Source organism: Agilicoccus flavus, assembly GCF_014857905.1.
Taxonomy (GTDB): domain Bacteria; phylum Actinomycetota; class Actinomycetes; order Actinomycetales; family Dermatophilaceae; genus Agilicoccus; species Agilicoccus flavus.
The window spans coordinates 45287-61406 of record NZ_JACYXE010000001.1 but is presented as its reverse complement, the minus strand read 5'-3'; the positions used below and the strand labels follow the sequence as shown (position 1 = coordinate 61406).

General features: G+C 73.8%; 15 protein-coding genes and 1 tRNA gene. 7 read left to right on the top strand and 9 right to left on the bottom strand.

Features of this window, described 5'->3' with window-relative positions:
- Positions 1 to 82: 82 nt before the first annotated feature.
- From ICW24_RS00275 to ICW24_RS00260, 4 genes are all read right to left on the bottom strand, one after another.
- Positions 83 to 979, bottom strand: a complete 897-nt coding sequence (locus ICW24_RS00275) for a DMT family transporter (protein WP_226343718.1) — start codon at positions 977 to 979, stop codon at positions 83 to 85.
- 107 nt (positions 980 to 1086) lie between these two features.
- A tRNA-Pro gene (locus ICW24_RS00270) sits at positions 1087 to 1163 on the bottom strand.
- 122 nt (positions 1164 to 1285) lie between these two features.
- Positions 1286 to 2239 carry a metallophosphoesterase gene (locus ICW24_RS00265; protein ID WP_226343717.1) on the bottom strand — a complete coding sequence of 318 codons (954 nt, stop codon included), beginning with the start codon at positions 2237 to 2239 and terminating at the stop codon, positions 1286 to 1288.
- Complete coding sequence (locus ICW24_RS00260; RefSeq protein WP_226343716.1) at positions 2239 to 4653, bottom strand: penicillin-binding protein; 2415 nt, start codon at positions 4651 to 4653, stop codon at positions 2239 to 2241. Before ICW24_RS00260 ends, ICW24_RS00265 begins: the two co-directional genes overlap by 1 nt.
- Positions 4654 to 4929: 276 nt before the next feature.
- On the opposite strand from ICW24_RS00260, the gene ICW24_RS00255 reads away from it, so the two are divergent.
- Positions 4930 to 5238, top strand: a complete 309-nt coding sequence (locus ICW24_RS00255) for a WhiB family transcriptional regulator (RefSeq protein ID WP_226343715.1) — start codon at positions 4930 to 4932, stop codon at positions 5236 to 5238.
- A 94-nt stretch (positions 5239 to 5332) separates the two neighbouring features.
- Here ICW24_RS00255 and bagB read toward each other — a convergent pair whose 3' ends face one another.
- Positions 5333 to 6604 carry an ArsA family ATPase gene (gene bagB / locus ICW24_RS00250; protein WP_226343714.1) on the bottom strand — a complete coding sequence of 424 codons (1272 nt, stop codon included), beginning with the start codon at positions 6602 to 6604 and terminating at the stop codon, positions 5333 to 5335.
- Positions 6601 to 7614 carry an ATPase BagA gene (gene bagA / locus ICW24_RS00245; protein ID WP_226343713.1) on the bottom strand — a complete coding sequence of 338 codons (1014 nt, stop codon included), beginning with the start codon at positions 7612 to 7614 and terminating at the stop codon, positions 6601 to 6603. Before bagA ends, bagB begins: the two co-directional genes overlap by 4 nt.
- A 65-nt stretch (positions 7615 to 7679) precedes the next feature.
- On the opposite strand from bagA, the gene sp36 reads away from it, so the two are divergent.
- From sp36 to ICW24_RS00225, 4 genes are all read left to right on the top strand, one after another.
- On the top strand, positions 7680 to 7838 hold the full coding sequence (gene sp36, locus ICW24_RS00240; RefSeq protein WP_226343712.1) for a Sp36 family protein: 159 nt from the start codon (positions 7680 to 7682) through the stop codon (positions 7836 to 7838).
- On the top strand, positions 7838 to 8314 hold the full coding sequence (locus ICW24_RS00235) for a RidA family protein (protein WP_226344316.1): 477 nt from the start codon (positions 7838 to 7840) through the stop codon (positions 8312 to 8314). The genes sp36 and ICW24_RS00235 overlap by 1 nt, the downstream gene beginning before the upstream one ends.
- A 175-nt stretch (positions 8315 to 8489) precedes the next feature.
- Positions 8490 to 9251 carry an NUDIX hydrolase gene (locus ICW24_RS00230; protein ID WP_226343711.1) on the top strand — a complete coding sequence of 254 codons (762 nt, stop codon included), beginning with the start codon at positions 8490 to 8492 and terminating at the stop codon, positions 9249 to 9251.
- Positions 9248 to 10156: an MBL fold metallo-hydrolase gene (locus tag ICW24_RS00225; protein WP_226343710.1), complete on the top strand. Its 909-nt coding sequence runs from the start codon at positions 9248 to 9250 to the stop codon at positions 10154 to 10156. Before ICW24_RS00230 ends, ICW24_RS00225 begins: the two co-directional genes overlap by 4 nt.
- A gap of 59 nt (positions 10157 to 10215) precedes the next feature.
- Here ICW24_RS00225 and ICW24_RS00220 read toward each other — a convergent pair whose 3' ends face one another.
- Entirely contained in the window at positions 10216 to 10893 is a 678-nt protein-coding gene (locus tag ICW24_RS00220; RefSeq protein WP_307781264.1) for a Crp/Fnr family transcriptional regulator, read from the bottom strand.
- Positions 10894 to 11086: 193 nt separating this feature from the next.
- Between ICW24_RS00220 and ICW24_RS00215 the strand changes: the two genes are divergently transcribed.
- Positions 11087 to 12280, top strand: a complete 1194-nt coding sequence (locus tag ICW24_RS00215; protein WP_226343709.1) for a MarP family serine protease — start codon at positions 11087 to 11089, stop codon at positions 12278 to 12280.
- A 69-nt stretch (positions 12281 to 12349) separates the two neighbouring features.
- Here ICW24_RS00215 and ICW24_RS00210 read toward each other — a convergent pair whose 3' ends face one another.
- Positions 12350 to 12853 carry a phage holin family protein gene (locus ICW24_RS00210; RefSeq protein WP_226343708.1) on the bottom strand — a complete coding sequence of 168 codons (504 nt, stop codon included), beginning with the start codon at positions 12851 to 12853 and terminating at the stop codon, positions 12350 to 12352.
- Between the two features lie 335 nt (positions 12854 to 13188).
- Between ICW24_RS00210 and ICW24_RS00205 the strand changes: the two genes are divergently transcribed.
- Entirely contained in the window at positions 13189 to 14061 is an 873-nt protein-coding gene (locus ICW24_RS00205) for a glycerophosphodiester phosphodiesterase family protein (protein ID WP_226343707.1), read from the top strand.
- A 26-nt stretch (positions 14062 to 14087) separates the two neighbouring features.
- Here ICW24_RS00205 and acs read toward each other — a convergent pair whose 3' ends face one another.
- Entirely contained in the window at positions 14088 to 16028 is a 1941-nt protein-coding gene (acs, locus tag ICW24_RS00200; protein ID WP_226343706.1) for an acetate--CoA ligase, read from the bottom strand.
- Positions 16029 to 16120: the final 92 nt, after the last annotated feature.

The following is a 16120-nucleotide window of genomic DNA, read 5'->3' as shown; positions in this document are numbered from 1 at the left end:
TTTCGTCGGGGGCGGGACGCCGCGATCCTACGGCGCGCCCGGGGCCCACGCCGGGGTCCGCGCCGGGCGGGGTGGTGGCGAGCTACGGGCCGCCGGAGCGGCCCGTGGGCGCCGCGGCCGCCTCGGCGACCGCCTGCGACCGGCTCAGGCGGGCCACGCCCAGCAGCAGGAGGCCCAGACCGACCACCTCGAGGACGGTGGCCCCCGGCGTCGAGCGCAGCCGCTCGTCGAACACGAACCGGCCGATGACGACGCTGAACAACGGGTCCAGGGAGGCGATGACCGGCAGGGTGACGTGCAACGGCGCCATGGCGAAGGCCCGCTGGTTGAGCCACACCCCCAGCAGGGCGGAGGCGAGCAGCGTCCACAACTGCCACGACGCGAGCAGTTCGCCGGGACCGAATCGGTCGACGATCCGGGTCGAGGACGTGATGAGGGCGGCGGTGCACGCGTAGATCGCGGCCACCCCGACGGCGAGCACCCGGGCCCGGACGGCGCGCCGCGCCCGGCGGGTGATCGCCAGCACCGGCAGCCAGAGGGCCGCGGCCGCGAGGGCGAGTCCGATGCCGATGTCGCGCCGTCCCACCTCGAGGCGCCCGCGCGGGTGGGCGGCGTCGGCGGCGACGAGGAAGAGCACGAGACCCGCGAGGAGCGTCGCCGCCCAGAGCGCCTCGCTGCGCCGGATGCGAGTGCGGGCGACGAGGTGGTCGAGCCCGAGGCTGATGACGAGGGCGAGCGTGAGGACGGGTTGCACCGTCGACAGGTCCCCGGCCCGGAGGGCGAACACCTGGAAGGTGACCGCGGCCGCGTCGACGACCAGGGCGAGCAGGAACAGCCGGTTCGGCAGCCGACGCAGCAGGCGGGAGCCGGCCCCGGGACCTACCGGCCGCGGGGGCCGGTTGGCGCTGAGGTGCTTGAGCACGGTGGAGACGGCCGCGGCGGTCGTCGAGGCGACCGCCAGCAGGATGACGACCCCCATCGGCCCTCCTCCGGGCGCGGCCCGCGGCGCCGACCGGACCGGCCGTGCGGGCGACACCGACGAGACCGGCCCTGATCGCCGTGTGGCGGATCAGGGCCGGTCCGGTGTGGTCGGGGTGACAGGATTTGAACCTGCGGCCTCTTCGTCCCGAACGAAGCGCGCTACCAAGCTGCGCCACACCCCGTGGCTGTCGATGTCACCGGCTCGAGAGAGCCCGTTCGTGCACCGGCGACCAACGATAACCGACGAGGTGGCCCGGGGCCGAATCGGCCTCGGGAGGCGGGATCCGGTGAGGTTGGGGCCGCGTCAGGAGGAGGCCTCCGGCGCCGGGACGAGAGTGAGCAGCGACGCCTCGGGGCGGCACGCGAACCGGAACGGGACGTACGGCGAGGTGCCGAGCCCGGCGCTGACGTTGAGCCACGCCGCGTCCTCCGGGGCGCGTGCGGAGGGGATGCCGTTGGCGCCCGGCCACCATCGGGAGACGCCCTTGACGCGGCCGGTGTCGAGGTCGCAGTTCGTCACGAGCGCCCCGTAGAACGGGATCGCGAGCTGCCCGCCGTGCGTGTGTCCGGCGATGACGAGGTCGGTCTCGTCGCGCGCCATCGCGTCGAGGACCCGCGTGTACGGCGCGTGGAGTACCCCGATCTTCACGTCGGTCCCGTCCGCGCGCGGACCGGCGACCCGGTCGTAGTCGTCGAGCCCGAGGTGCGGGTCGTCGACGCCGACGAGGTCGAGGCGGTGCCCGGCCACGTCGAGACGGCCGCGGGTGTTCGTCAGGTCGTGCCACCCGCCCTCGGCGAGCCCGGCGACGAGCTCGTCGGTCGGCAGCCGCGGGGTGCGAGGGCGGATCTTGCGATCCCGGCGGAAGTAACCGAGCGGGTTGCGCCGGCCCGGCTCGTAGTAGTCGTTCGACCCCAGCACGAACGCACCCGGCAGGCCGAGGAACGGCTCCATGGCGCGCAGCAGCGGCCCGACCGATTCTCGGTGGGCGATGTTGTCGCCGGTGTTGACGACGACGTCGGGCTGCCACCGGGCGAGGTCACGCACCCAGGCGATCTTGCGGCGCTGGTCCGGCATGAGGTGCAGGTCCGACAGGTGCAGCACGGCGATCGGCCGCGAGCCCGGCGGGAGGACCGGCACGGTGGCGTGCCGCAGGACGAACGCGTTGCGCTCGACGAGGCCCGCGTAGGCGAGGCCCGCCGCGCCGGCGCCCGCGGTGGCCGCGAGCGTCGTGGCGGCGGCCTTGAGCGGCCCGCGCATCAGCCGTTCCCGTTGCCGTTGCCGTCGTTGTTGTCCCCGTTGCCGTTGTTGCCGTTGGCGTTGTCGCCGCCCCCGTCGTTGCCGTTCCCGGAGCCGGAGTCGTTGCGGGAGCGGCCGTCGGACAGGCGGATCGTGACGGTCGTGCCCTCCGGGGCCTGCTCGCCGGCGGCGGGGGAGGTGCGGGCCACCCGGCCACGCTCGACGTCGTCGGAGGCGACCCGGTTTTCGGAGACGCGGACCTCGAAGCCGGCCTCGCGCAGGCGGCGCTCGGCCGACGTGGGGCCGCGGCCGGTGACGTCGGGGACGCTCACCTCCTTGGTCGCGTTGCCCTGGCTGTCGCGCATCCGGAAGCGCTCCACGGGCAGCCCCTCGCTGAGGATGTTCATCGACGACTGCCACAGGGGGCCGGCGATGGTGGCGCCGTAGACGGTGCCGTAGCTGCGCCCGGCGAGCCGCATGCCGCGCATCGGCCGCTGGCTCCACGGGGTGCCGACCCAGACCGCGGACGAGAGCTGCGGGGTGAATCCGGCGAACCACGTCTGCACGCTCGCGTCGGCCGTGCCCGTCTTGCCGGCCGCGGGCCGGCCGCCCTTCAGGCCCAGTTCGCGGCCCGTGCCCTCCCGCCCGAGCACGGACGTGAGGATCCGGGTCGCCTCGTACGCGACCTTGGGCTCGACGACCTGCTTGCAGCCCCCGTCGGCGACGGCGTAGCTCCTGCCGTCGAAGGACGTGATCTTGGTGACGGGGTAGGGCGCGCAGTACCGGCCGCCGGCCGCGAGGGTCGCGTACGACGCGGCGAGGGTGAGCGGCGAGGCGTTGTTCGCGCCGAGGATGACGCTGGCCGGGCCGGTGGGGTACTTCTCGCCGTCGGCGCGGTGCAGGCCCATCCGCGTCATCGTCTCGGCCTCCTTGCAGATGCCGACCCGGGCGGCGAGCTCGAGGAAGGCCGTGTTGACGGACTTCGCGGTGGCGTGCTCGAGGGTCATGCCACCGTGCTCGTCGCTCTCGGCGTTGAAGGGGGCGTAGCTGACGTCCATGCCGCACTTGTCGCCGCCGAGGCGGGCGGCCGAGTACCTGGTCCCGTCGGGCGGCGCCTGCAGGTACGAGCCGGCGCTCATGCCCTGCTCCAGCGCGGCCACGACCGCGAACATCTTCGCGGTGGACCCGATCTGGAACCCGCCGGAGGCGCCGTACTTGGAGTCCACCGACCAGTTGACGGTCGTGTTGGAGTGGCTCTCGGGATCGGACTTGCCCGTCGGGTAGTCGGTGGTCTGGGCGAGCGCGATGATGCGTCCGGTGCCGGGCTCGACGACCGCCGCGGCCGCACCCACGTCGCGGGAGTTGCCCACGGGGACCCGGGCCACGAGCGCCTTGCGCAGCGCCGCGTTCTTGGCGATGTCGTACGTCGTCTGGATCTTCAGGCCGCCGCGGTAGATGCGCTTCTCGCGCTCCTCCTTGGTGGCGCCGAGCGACGGCTGGTCGAGGAGCCACTTCTTGACGTAGTCGCAGAAGTAGGGGTCGCGCGAGGCCGGGCAGGAGGCCTGGCCCGTGGTCGGCTTGAGGACGATCGGGGTCCGCACGGCCGCGCGGTAGGCGGCGCGCGAGATGAACTGGTTGCTCCGCATCCGGGCGAGCACGTCGTTGCGCCGGGCCAGGGCCGCCTTGGGGTGCTCGAACGGGTCGGTGGCCGTGGGTCGTTGGGGCATGCCCGCGATGAGGGCGGCCTGCGGCAGCGTGAGCTGCGAGGCGTGGACACCGAAGTACCGCTTGGACGCCGCCTCGACCCCGTAGGCGCCGCTGCCGTAGTAGACGAGGTTGAGGTAGCCCTCGAGGATCTCGTCCTTGCTCAGGCGCTGCTCCAGCGCGACCGCGTACTTCGCCTCCTGCAGCTTGCGGACGACGCCCTTGATGCCGCCGCGGGCCTGGGCCGCCGCGGCCGCCTGCTCGTCCTCCTGCTTGAGCGCCGTGTACACGAGGGTCTGCTTGATGTACTGCTGCGTGATCGTCGACGCGCCCTGGGTGTCGCCCTGGGCCGTCGACAGCAGCGCCCGGACGATGCCGCGGGTGTCGAGGCCGCCGTGCTCGTAGTAGCGCGCGTCCTCGATGGCCACCTGGGCCTGGCGCATGTAGGGGGAGATCGACCTGATCGGGACGACCGTGCGGTTCTCCTCGTACAGGGTGGCGATGACCTTGCCGTCGGCCGCCAGGATCTGCGACTGCTGGGCCATCGGCGACGCCGTGAACTCCGCCGGGAGGGCGTCGAAGGTGCCGACCGCCGTCTTGGCGCCGAGCCCCGCGACGCCCACCACCGGCATGACCAGCCCGGCGGCGAGCAGCCCCAGCACGAGCGACGCGGCGACGAAGGCCCCGAGCAGGCTGAAGGCGTGCGCGAGACCCGGCGACTGTCGACTCATGTCACCCAGGGTACGGGCAGGATCCGACAGAACCCCCGACGCGCGGCGGGGAGGCGCAGGGCGGAGCCCGGTCGGTTGCCGAAAGGTCACGAAGTGGACCCGACGGGTTGAAATTCAACGTGGGCGGTCGATTGACACCGTCAGAGGTAGGCAACTAGGAATAAACCTACGTTGTCGCGACGAGGCGGCAATGTGCGGGATCAGCACACGTTCCGCGGCGCAGTTTGCCCAGGAACGGCCCACCATCCACGGGCACGAGCGCGAGGAACACACATCATGACGATCTCATCGACGTTGCCGAGTCGTTCATCCTGGGTCGAGGACTGGGCCCCCCGCGCCGCGTGCGGGAACACCGACCCGGACGCGCTCTTCGTCCAGGGCGCCGCCCAGCAGCAGGCCAAGCAGATCTGCGCCAAGTGCCCCGTCGTGGCCGAGTGCCTCGCGGACGCGCTCGACAACCGCACCGAGTTCGGGGTCTGGGGCGGCATGACCGAGCGGGAGCGCCGCGCGATGCTCCGCCGCCACCCCGGCATCGCCTCCTGGCGCGAGCTGTTCCGCGGCGCCGACCACCGCCGCTCCGCCTGACGATTCCGCCGGCCAGACGAGCTCGACGGCTCGCCGTTCGCACCTCTCGCCGTTCGCACCTCGCTCTCTCGCGGTGCTGCGTCGCGTGGACGCCTCAGCCCGTCGCTCTCCGACCGCCTGGGGCCGTTCCCGCCGCGGCCAGGTCCGCGCCGATCCCGCGGAGCCCCTCGAGATCGTGCACGTCGCGGGCGGTGAGCCCCACCGACGCCACCGGAACCTGCGGATGCCGGTCCGCGAACCGCTCGGTGATCTGCGCGTGCCGATCCGCCGTCGCCACCGTGCGCGCCTGGAGTCGCAGCAGACCGGCGACGACGGCGTCCGTGTGTGGATCCTCGTCCGCGTCCTCGAGGTGGCCGACCGCCGCGGCCGCCGTCGGCGCCTCCACCTCGGGTGCCAGTGAACGGACGACGCGGTTGACCACGACCCCGGCGAGGGGCATGTCGTCGGCGCGGAGCCGGTCGACGAAGTAGCCCGCCTCGCGCAGCGGGTCCCGCTCGGGCGCCGCGACGACGAGGAACGCGGTGCCGCCCCGCTGGAGCAGCGCGTACGTCCGATCCGCCCGTTCCCGGAACCCCCCGAACGTCGTGTCGAGGGCGGCGACGAGGGTCTGGACGTCCGTGAGCAGCGCCGTGCCGAGGACCTTCGTGAGCATCGACGACGCGAGGCCGATGCCGCCCGAGACGACCTTGAGGTAGGCCCGGCCGCCGACCTTCGCCGGGGCGGTGAGCAGGCGCACGAAGCGTCCGTCGAGGAACGAGCCGAGCCGGGCGGGCGCGTCGAGGAAGTCGAGCGCCGAGCGGGAGGGGGGCGTGTCGACGACGACGAGGTCCCACCGCGGGGCACCCGAGGCGTCGGTCAGCTCGTGGAGCTGGCCGAGCTTCTCCATCGCCATGTACTCCTGCGTGCCGGCGAAGGAGCTCGACAACGCCTGGTAGAAGGGGTTGGCGAGGATCTGCTCCGCCTTGGCGGGGGTGGCGTGGGCCTGCACGATCTCGTCGAACGTGCGCTTCATGTCGAGCATCATCGCGTCGAGCCGACCACCGGCCGAGGTGTCGACGCCGGCGACGGTACGGGGGGTGTTGTCGAGCTCGGCCAGGCCGAGGGCCTGCGCGAGCCGACGGGCGGGGTCGATCGTCAGGACGGCCACCGACCGCCCGCGCTCGGCGGCGCGGAGCGCCAGAGCCGCCGCTGTCGTCGTCTTGCCCACGCCGCCGCTGCCGCAGCACACGACGACGCGGGTCGCCGGGTCGTCGAGCAGGGCGTCCACGTCGAGGTGGGTGCTCGGGTGCGGCGTGCGCGGGTGGCGGGCGGTGCGGGCCGGTCGCAGGGACCGGCCCGGCGTGTGAGCGGTGGTCGGTCCGGTCATCGGTCGGGGAACCTCGCCTGGTCGGCGAGCTCCTGGGCGAGCTCGCGGATGCTGCCCGAGCCGGACGGATCGAGCAGGTGGGGGAGGACGACGACGGGGGCGCCGATCGTCTCCAGCGCGGCGAGCTGACCGTCCTCCAGGTCGAGGCGGTCGACGTGGTCCCGGCCCTGGCGCAGCAGCCCGGCGACCGTGCCGGGGTCGGCCGGCAACCCGAGCCGCCCGAGCGTGGCCGCGACCTCGGCGGGGCCGACGCCGCCGTCGACGAGCGCGGCCGCGGCGGGCTCGTCGAACATCGGCTCGCGCGCCTGGTTGACGACGACGAGCCCGATCGACGTCGTCCGGCCCTCCGGTCCGACGCTCAGTTCCGCGGCCGCCTCGACGGTCTCCTGCACCGGCATCTCCTCGAGCAGCGTGACGAGGTGGATGACGGTGGCGGGGGAGCGCAGCAGCGCCGTGATGGAGTCGGCCTGGTGCCGGATCGGGCCCACCTTGGCGAGATCGGCGACCTCCCGATTGACGTCGAGGAACCGCCCGACCCGGCCGGTCGGCGGGGCGTCGAGCACGACGTCGTCGTAGACGTACCGTTCGCCCGACGTCCGGCCCACCGCCTCGTAGACCTTGCCGATGAGCAGGACGTCGCGGACGCCGGGGGCGATGGTCGTGGCGAAGTCGATGGCGCCCAGCCGCTCGAGGACGCCACCGGCGGCGCCGAGCCGGTAGAACAGGCGCAGGTACTCGATGAGCGCCGCCTTGGCGTCGACCGACAGGCCCCACACCTCGCCGCCGCCCGAGACGCGCAGCACGAGCTCCTCCGCCTCGCCCAGCGGCGAGACGTCGAACGCGGTGGCGATGTCACCCCGCCCCTCGACCTCCACGAGCAGCACCTTCCGACCCCGGCTCGCCAGCGCCAGGGCGAGGGCGGCCGCGACGGTCGTCTTGCCGGTGCCGCCCTTGCCGGTCACGACGTGGAGGCGGACGCCGGGATCGAGACCGGTCGCGGGCGTGCTCATGAGCGCCGAGTCTAGGAGGGGGCGGGTGGGCGCCGCCGCGTCGGGCGCGTCGATAGAGTGCCGACATGGCTGCGAAATGGGAGTACGCGACGGTGCCCGTCCTCGTCCACGCGACGCAACAGATCCTCAACAACTGGGGCCAGGACGGCTGGGAGCTCGTCAACACGATCGTCATGCCCGACGGCAACCTCGTCGCCTACTTCAAGCGCCCCCTGGCGTCGTGATGGGTGCCGTCGAGGGCCGCCTCGCCGCGGCCGGCCATCGGGTCCCGCCCGTCGTCGCGCCCGTGGCCGCGTACACGCCCGCGAAGGCCGACGGGCGTCGGATCTACACCTCCGGGCAGCTGCCGATGGTCGACGGGTCGCTCGTCGCCTCCGGCAAGGTGGGCGAGGGCGACGGGCTCGTACCGCCGGATCAGGCCAAGGACCTCGCGGCCAGGTGCGCGCTCAACGCGATCGCGGCCGTGAAGTCGGTCGTCGGCGACCTCGACCGGGTGGCCTCGGTCGTCAAGGTCGTCGGATTCGTCGCGAGCGACCCGTCGTTCACGGGCCAGCCCGGCGTCGTCAACGGCGCCTCGGAGCTGCTCGGCCTCGCGTTCGGCGACGCGGGCGTCCACGCCCGCAGCGCCGTCGGCGTCGCCGTGCTGCCGCTCGACGCGCCCGTCGAGGTCGAGATCGTCGTCGCGCTCGCGGACGACTGAGTCGGATCCGATGACGCCGGCGGACGCCGCGGGCGCCGGGGACCTCGCGTCCGCGGTGACCCTGACGACCCGGCACTTCCCCCTGCCCGACCTCCCCGGCCTCCGGGCGGCCCCGGGGGTGCCCTCGGAGCCGGCAACCGACCGACCGTCGCCGCCCCCTGTTCTCCCGCCGCCCGTGACGCCCCGTCCCGCGGCGACCGTCATGCTCGTCCGGCCGCGCCCCACCCCCGGGGCCGGCGTCGAGGTGTTCATGCTGCGTCGGGCGCGCACGATGGCCTTCGCGCCCGACGTGCTCGTCTTCCCCGGCGGGGGTGTCGACGCCCGGGACGCCGGCGTCGACGTGCCCTGGGCCGGGCCCGACCCCGACACCTGGGCCGCCTGGTTGGACTGCGACGTCGCCGCGGCCCGCGGGCTCGTCGTCGCGGCCGCCCGCGAGGTGTTCGAGGAGTGCGGGGTGCTGCTGGCCGGCACCGGCCCGCGCGACGTGATCACCGACCTCACGGATCCCGTCTGGGCGCGCGCCCGGGCCGCCGTGGAGGCCCGGGAGAGCTCGTTCGCCGAGTTCCTCGCCGCGCACGACCTCGTGCTCCGGACCGACCTCCTGCGACCCCACGCCCGGTGGATCACGCCCGAGCCCGAACCGCGCCGCTACGACACGGCCTTCTTCGCCGCCCTGCTGCCCACCGGTCAGCAGCCCGACGGCCACACGAGCGAGGCCGTCCACGCCGAGTGGGTCGTGCCCGGCGAGGTGCTCGAGGCCGCCCGCTCCGGCTCGGCGACGCTCCTGCCGCCGACGATCGTCGCGCTCGAGCGTCTCGACGCCGCCACCGACCCCGCGGCCTTCGTCGCCGCCCGGCCCGCCTACGTGGCCGTCACCCCCGAGGTCGAGGTCGACCCGCAGGGGCGGCGCCACCTGACCGCGAGGATCCCCACATGAGCGCCCCCGAGTTCGGCGTGCCCGAGCACGTCACCGCCCATGCGACCCGCGTGCTCGCGCCCAACCCGTCGCCGATGACCCTCGACGGGACGAACACGTGGATCATCGGCCCGCCGGCCGAGGCGTCCCCCGCCTCCGCCGTGTCCGCGTCTGCATCCTGCGAGGACGCCGGGCCCCTGCGAGACGCCGCCGTCGTCGACCCCGGCCCCCTGCACGAGGGCCACCTGCAGGCCGTCGCGCGGGCCGCACGGGATCGCGGCCTGCGGGTCGCCGTCGTCCTCATCACGCACCGCCACGCCGACCACACCGAGGGCGCCGCGCGGTTCGCGCAGATCGTCGGGGCCCCCATCCGGTCGGTCGACGCCGGGACCCTCGCCGGAGGCGACGTCGTCGACCTCGACGGCCTGTCGGTGCACGTCGTCGCCACGCCGGGGCACACGAGCGACTCGGTCTGTCTGCACGTGCCCGCCGACGCGAGCCTGCTCACCGGCGACACCGTTCTCGGCCGCGGCACGACCGTCGTCGCCTGGCCCGACGGCCGCCTCGGCGACTATCTCGACAGCCTGCAGGCCCTGCGCGCCCTCGTGGGCCGCGGCGGGGTCCACGTCGTCCTGCCGGCCCACGGCGACCCCGTCACCGACCCCGCGCGCGTGCTCGACGAGTACCTCGCCCACCGCCGGTCCCGCCTGCAGCAGGTGCGCGAGACCGTCGCCGACCTGACCGACGACGCCGGTCGGCCGGGCGGCCGGCCCGGCCCCGAGGCGGGCGGCGACGACACGGACGCCCTCGTCGAGGCCGTCGTCGAGCGGGTGTACGCGCAGGTCCCCCGCGAGGTGTGGCCCGCCGCCCGCCTCTCCGTGCGCGCCCAACTCGACCACCTGCGGGAGTCCGGGCAGGTCGACTGACGCTGCCCGAGGGTGGCGGGGCGGGGCCGACGCCGCGGGGCGGCGTGCGACCGGGAGCGTCAGCGGCTGCGGCGGCGCAGCCGGTCGACGTCGAGCAGCACCACGGCCCGGGCCTCGAGCCGGATCCACCCGCGGGCCGCGAAGTCGGCCAGGGCCTTGTTCACCGTCTCGCGGGAGGCCCCCACGAGCTGCGCCAGCTCCTCCTGCGTGAGGTCGTGCGCGACGAGCAGACCGTCGTCACCCGGCTCGCCGAAGCGGGCCGACAGGTCGAGCAGCGCCTTGGAGACCCGGCCCGGGACGTCGGTGAACACGAGGTCCGAGAGGGAGTCGTTGGTCCGGCGCAGCCGACGCGCCAGCGCCCGCAGCAGCGCCTGCGCCACCGCGGGCCGCCCGTCGAGGAAGCCGTACAGCGACTCGTGCCCGAGACCGATGAGCGTCGTCTCGCCGACGGCCGTGGCCGTCGCGCTGCGGGGGCCCGGATCGAACAGGCTCAGCTCCCCGAACATCTCCCCGGGGCCGAGGATCGCGACGAGGTTCTCGCGCCCGTCCGAGCTCGTCCGGCCCAGCTTCACCTTCCCCGACGTGATGACGTACAGCCGGTCCCCCTGCTCGCCCTCCCGGAACACGACGTCGCCGCGGCCCACCCGCGCCGGGGTCATCATCGGGCGCAGCGCGGCGACGTCGTCGTCCGTGAGCGCCGCGAACAGCGCTGCCTTCCTCACCACGTCATCGTCCACAACCGTCAGTGTGCCAGAGGCAGAGGAGCTCTCACCGGCGCCGAGCCCTCCCACCGGACTCTCACAGGGATCCTGGCCTGCCGTCCCGGGCCGACGCCCCGTCGACCCACAGGGGTGTACCAGTTTCGGCGCCTACCGTGACGCGCATGCCAGCCGCCACCTCCGTCGGGCCTCCCGCCACGACCGCGCGCCGATGAACGTCACCGTCTTCGACGCGGGCCTCGTCGTCATCGTCGTGCTCTACGTGCTCCTCGGGGCGCGGCGCGGGGTGCTGCTCACCCTCGCCTCCATCGCCGGCTTCGTCGCCGGGGCCGCCGCCGGGCTGTCGATCCTGCCGCGCGTGCTCGTCCAGATCGTCCCCGACGACAACGCGGCCCTGCGCCCCGTCCTGCTCCTCGTTCTCGTCCTCGTGCTCGGCGCCGTCGGACAGAGCCTGCTCACCCGGCTCGTGGGCCGGGTCCACCGCCACGTGCGTACCACGGGCTGGCGGGTGCCCGACGCCCTCCTCGGTGGGCTGCTCACCGGGGCCCTCGCCCTCACCACCCTCTGGCTCGCGGCGGGCCTGCTGCGCGCCGCCTCGCCGCAGGTCCTCGGCCGGGCCGTGTCCTCCTCGCAGGTCCTCGAGGCCGTCGACGGGGTCATGCCCACCTCCAGCGAGCGCGTCGTGGGGCGGGCCGTCATCGCCCTCGACGGGTACGGGTTCCCCCGCGTCTTCGACGGCATCTCGGCCGAGCCGCTCACCCCCGTGGACCGTCCGGTCGAGCGCGGCACCGTGACGCAGGACGTGCGGGCGGCCTCGAGGTCGGTGCTGCGCATCGACGCGCTGTCCGTCGGCTGCGGCGCCTCCCACGAGGGCACGGGCTGGGTCGTCTCCCGCGGGCTCGTCGTCACCAACGCCCACGTCGTCGCCGGTGCCGAGCGGGTCACCGTCCGCGAGGGCGCCGCCCGCCGCGACGGCACCGTCGTCGCCTTCGACCCCGACCGCGACCTCGCCGTCATCTCCGTCCCCGACCTCACCGCGAGCCCACTGCGTCTCGGTGCCGCCCTCGACACCGGCGACCCCGTCGCGGTCCCCGGCTACCCGCTCGGTGGCCCCCTGACGATCGACTCCGCGCGGGTCCGCGACGAGCTCGACGCCCGGGGCAACGACATCTACGGCTCGGGCACCGTGCGCCGGCAGGTCTACTCGCTGCGGGCGCAGCTGCAGCCGGGCAACTCCGGTGGCCCCGTCCTCACGCCCGACGGCGAGGTCGCCGGGGTCGTCTTCGCCCGCTCCCTCGACCACGACGACACCGGCTACGCCCTCACCCTCGACGAGCTGCGCCCCGTCCTCGACGAGGTCGGCGACTCCCGCATCCCCGTCGGCACCGGTCGCTGCGCCGCCTGAGCGGGGCCCAACACGACGAGGGCCGCCCCACCCGTGCGGGTGGAGCGGCCCTCGTGACGTGCCGGCCGGTCAGGAGCCGATCGGCGCCTTGGCGGCGGCGCCGTGGGCGACCGGGTCGGTGCGGCGGATCGTGCTCGTCGCGTCGCCGGAGGCGCTGCGCTTGACCTCGTCGATCGTCGTCTTCGCGGCGGCGATGGTGCGCTGCGGCTTGCCCTGCACCTTGCTCACCTTGGACTTGCCGATGAGGGCGAGGACGCCCGCCACGACGAACAGGAGGAGCGTAACGATGAGGTAGCTCAACCACGGCGCGAGGCCCAGCGCGATGAGTCCCTGCGCGATCGTGTGCAGCAGGAAGATCAGCCCGAGCACGGCGACGAAGGCCGCGGCCGCGAACATGGCCGCGCCGATGCCGATCTTCTTGACGTCGACGCTGATCTCGGCCTTGGCCAGGGCGATCTCGTTGCGGATGAGCGTCGAGATGTCCTCGAGGGCGTTGTTGACGAGCCGGCCGAGCGTCGGGTCGGACGCGCGCGGCGCCTGCGGTGCCTTCGGCTCCGGGTGGACGGTGGCCATCGTGTACCTCCTGTGCCGGGCCGAAGCCCGCGAAGATGGGTGGGCGGGTCAGATCCGGGCCAACAGACGTGCGCGGCCCGCGCCGGACACGCGTGAGTCGTGGTCGACCTTAGCGACCCCGTGCCCCGTCGGCGAACTCCCCACTCCCGGACGCGCCGACTTTCCGCGGGGCGGGCCGTTCCCGGGTCGTTCCCCGGTCGTCGGTGGGGCGGGAACGTCGCGCGGCACCGATCCGGACGACCCGGCGCCGGACGCGGCGTGAAGGGTTCGTGAACAGCTCGTGGTGAGGGCCGGTGACGGACGGACCCGGCGCCGCGCGACCCCACGATGGAGACATGGGGTACGCCGACTCGCCCGGCCCGATCGCCCTCGCCCACCGCGGCGGCGCAGGCCTGGGCCCGGAGAACACGTTGCTCACCTTCTCCCGCAGCGTCGGTCTGGGGTTCCGCCACCTCGAGACCGACGTCCGCGTCACCGCGGACGGGGACCTCGTCTGCCTCCACGACGCGACGCTCGAGCGCCTCACGGGCACCGGCGGGGCCGGGGGCACCGTGCGTCGGCTCACGTCGGCGCAGCTGCGCCGGGTGCGGGTGGGTGGGGAGCCCGTCCCCGCCCTCGCGGAGGCGCTCGACGCCTTCCCGCACACGAACTTCTCGGTCGACCTCAAGGAGGCCGCCGCGATCGGTCCCCTCGTCGCGCTCCTGCGGCGGCCGGGGGTCGCGCGCCGGGTGTGCGTGGCGGGCGCGTGGGACGGGTGGCTTTCGCAGGTCCGCGCGGAGGTGCCCGAGGTGAGCACCTCCCTCGGGTGGCGCTCGCTCGTGGCGCTCATCGCCTCCTCCCGCACGGGAGCCCGCCGCCCGCCCCGCCGCCTCGCGCGGGCGCCGTTCGCCCACGTGCCGGTGAAGCTCGGGGCGGTGCCGATCTTCGTGGAGCGGGTCGTCGACCTCGCGCACGAGCTCGGCATCCGCGTCGTGACGTGGACGGTCGACGACGCGGCCACGATGCACGCGCTCCTCGACGCGGGGGCCGACGCGGTCATCACCGACCGGCCCGACGTGCTGCGCGAGGTCCTCGTCGCCCGCAACCAGTGGCAGCCGCCCACGCTCGCCCGCGCCCCGGGCATGCGACGGGGGCCCGTCCGCGACCTCGTCGTCGCGGGCGGACCCCCTGCTGCCCCCCGGTCGGCGCCGCATCGGGCGCCCTGGTGAGGCCTGGTGAGGCCCGGTGAGTGGAGTCAGCCCTTCATGTTCTTCTGGATGAAGTCCATGACCGAGCTGTCGGCCAGCGTCGTCACGTCTCCCACCTCGCGGTTCTCGGCCACGTCGCGCAGCAGGCGGCGCATGATCTTGCCCGAGCGCGTCTTCGGCAGTTCGGAGACGACCATGATGGTCTTCGGCTTGGCGATGGGCCCGATCTCCTTGCCGACGTGGGTGCGCAGCTCCTGGACGAACTCGTCGCCGTCACCGTGCTCGACGCCTTCGCGGAGGATGACGAACGCGGCCACGGCCTGACCCGTCATCTCGTCGGTCGCGCCGACCACCGCGGCCTCGGCCACGGACTCGTGGGAGACGAGAGCCGACTCGATCTCCGACGTCGACAGCCGGTGGCCCGACACGTTCATGACGTCGTCGACCCGGCCGAGCACCCAGATGTTGCCGTCGGGGTCGCGCTTGGCGCCGTCGCCGGCGAAGTACATGTCGGGGAAGCGCGACCAGTACGTGTCCTTGTAGCGCTGCGGGTCGCCCCAGATGCCGCGCAGCATCGCGGGCCACGGCTTGGTGAGCACGAGGTAGCCGGCGGCGTCGTCGGCGACCGGCTCACCCATGTCGTCGAGCACCTCGGCGCTGATGCCGGGTACGGGGATCTGCGCCGAGCCCGGCACGAGGTCGGTCACGCCCGGCAGCGGGCTGATCATGATCGCGCCGGTCTCGGTCTGCCACCACGTGTCGACGATCGGGGCCGTGCCGCCGCCGATGTTGTCGCGGTACCACCGCCACGCCTCGGGGTTGATGTTCTCGCCCACCGACCCGAGGATCCGGATCGAGCTCAGGTCGTACTTCGCGGGGATCTGGTCGCCCCACTTCATGCAGGCGCGGATCGCGGTCGGGGCCGTGTAGAGCACCGAGACCTTCTTGTCCTGCACGATCTCCCACCAGCGGCCCTGGTGCGGGCTGTCGGGGGTGCCCTCGTACATGACCGAGGTCACGCCGTTGGCGAGCGGCCCGTAGACGAGGTAGCTGTGCCCGGTGACCCAGCCGATGTCGGCGGTGCACCAGTACACGTCCTGCCCGGGGTGGACGTCGTGGACGATCCGGTTCGTGTACGCCGTCTGCACGAGGTACCCGCCCGAGGTGTGCAGGATGCCCTTCGGCTTCCCCGTCGTGCCCGACGTGTACAGGATGAACAGCGGGTTCTCGGCGTCGTGACCGACGGCCTCGTGGTCGGTGGACTGCACCGCCACGATCTCGTGCCACCACAGGTCGCGGCCCTCGACCATGTCGACGTCGGTGTCGCATCGGTTGACGACGAGCACCTTCTCGATCGTCGTCTCGCCCGAGAGCGCGCCGTCGACGGCCGGCTTGAGCGGCCCCGGCTTGCCCCGCCGGAACCCGGCGTCGGCCGTGACGACGACCTTCGCCTTCGCGTCCGCGATCCGCGAGCGCAGGGCGTCGGAGGAGAACCCACCGAACACCACCGAATGGGGCGCCCCGATGCGGGCGCACGCGAGCATTGCGACGACGGCCTCCGGGATCATCGGCAGGTAGATCGTCACGACGTCTCCGCGGCCCACCCCGAGGGACTCCAGGGCGTTGGCCGCCCGGCAGACCTCGTCCTTGAGCTCGGCGTACGTGATGTCGCGGGTGTCGCCGGGCTCGCCGACGAAGTGCAGCGCCACGCGGTCGCCGTTCCCGGCCTCGACGTGCCGGTCGACGCAGTTCGCCGCCACGTTGAGCTCGCCGCCGACGAACCACTTCGCGAACGGGGTGTCGGAGAAGTCGACGACCTCCTCGAAGTCCTTGGTCCAGGTGACGTACTCGCGTGCCTGGGCCGCCCAGAAGGCGTCGGAGTCGGCCGCCGCCTCGTCGTAGAGCGCGGCCGTGCCGTTCGCGTGCTCGGCCACCTCCGCGCTCGGGGGGTAGGTCGTCCCGCCGGCCTGTTCCTTCTGCTCCGCCACGGCATCCTCCTTGGCTCGCCTGCTACGTCGGTGTGATCAGGACCACCACTCAACCCTGCCCGGCGCCGCAACTCAACCGGGGCGCGCCGCCG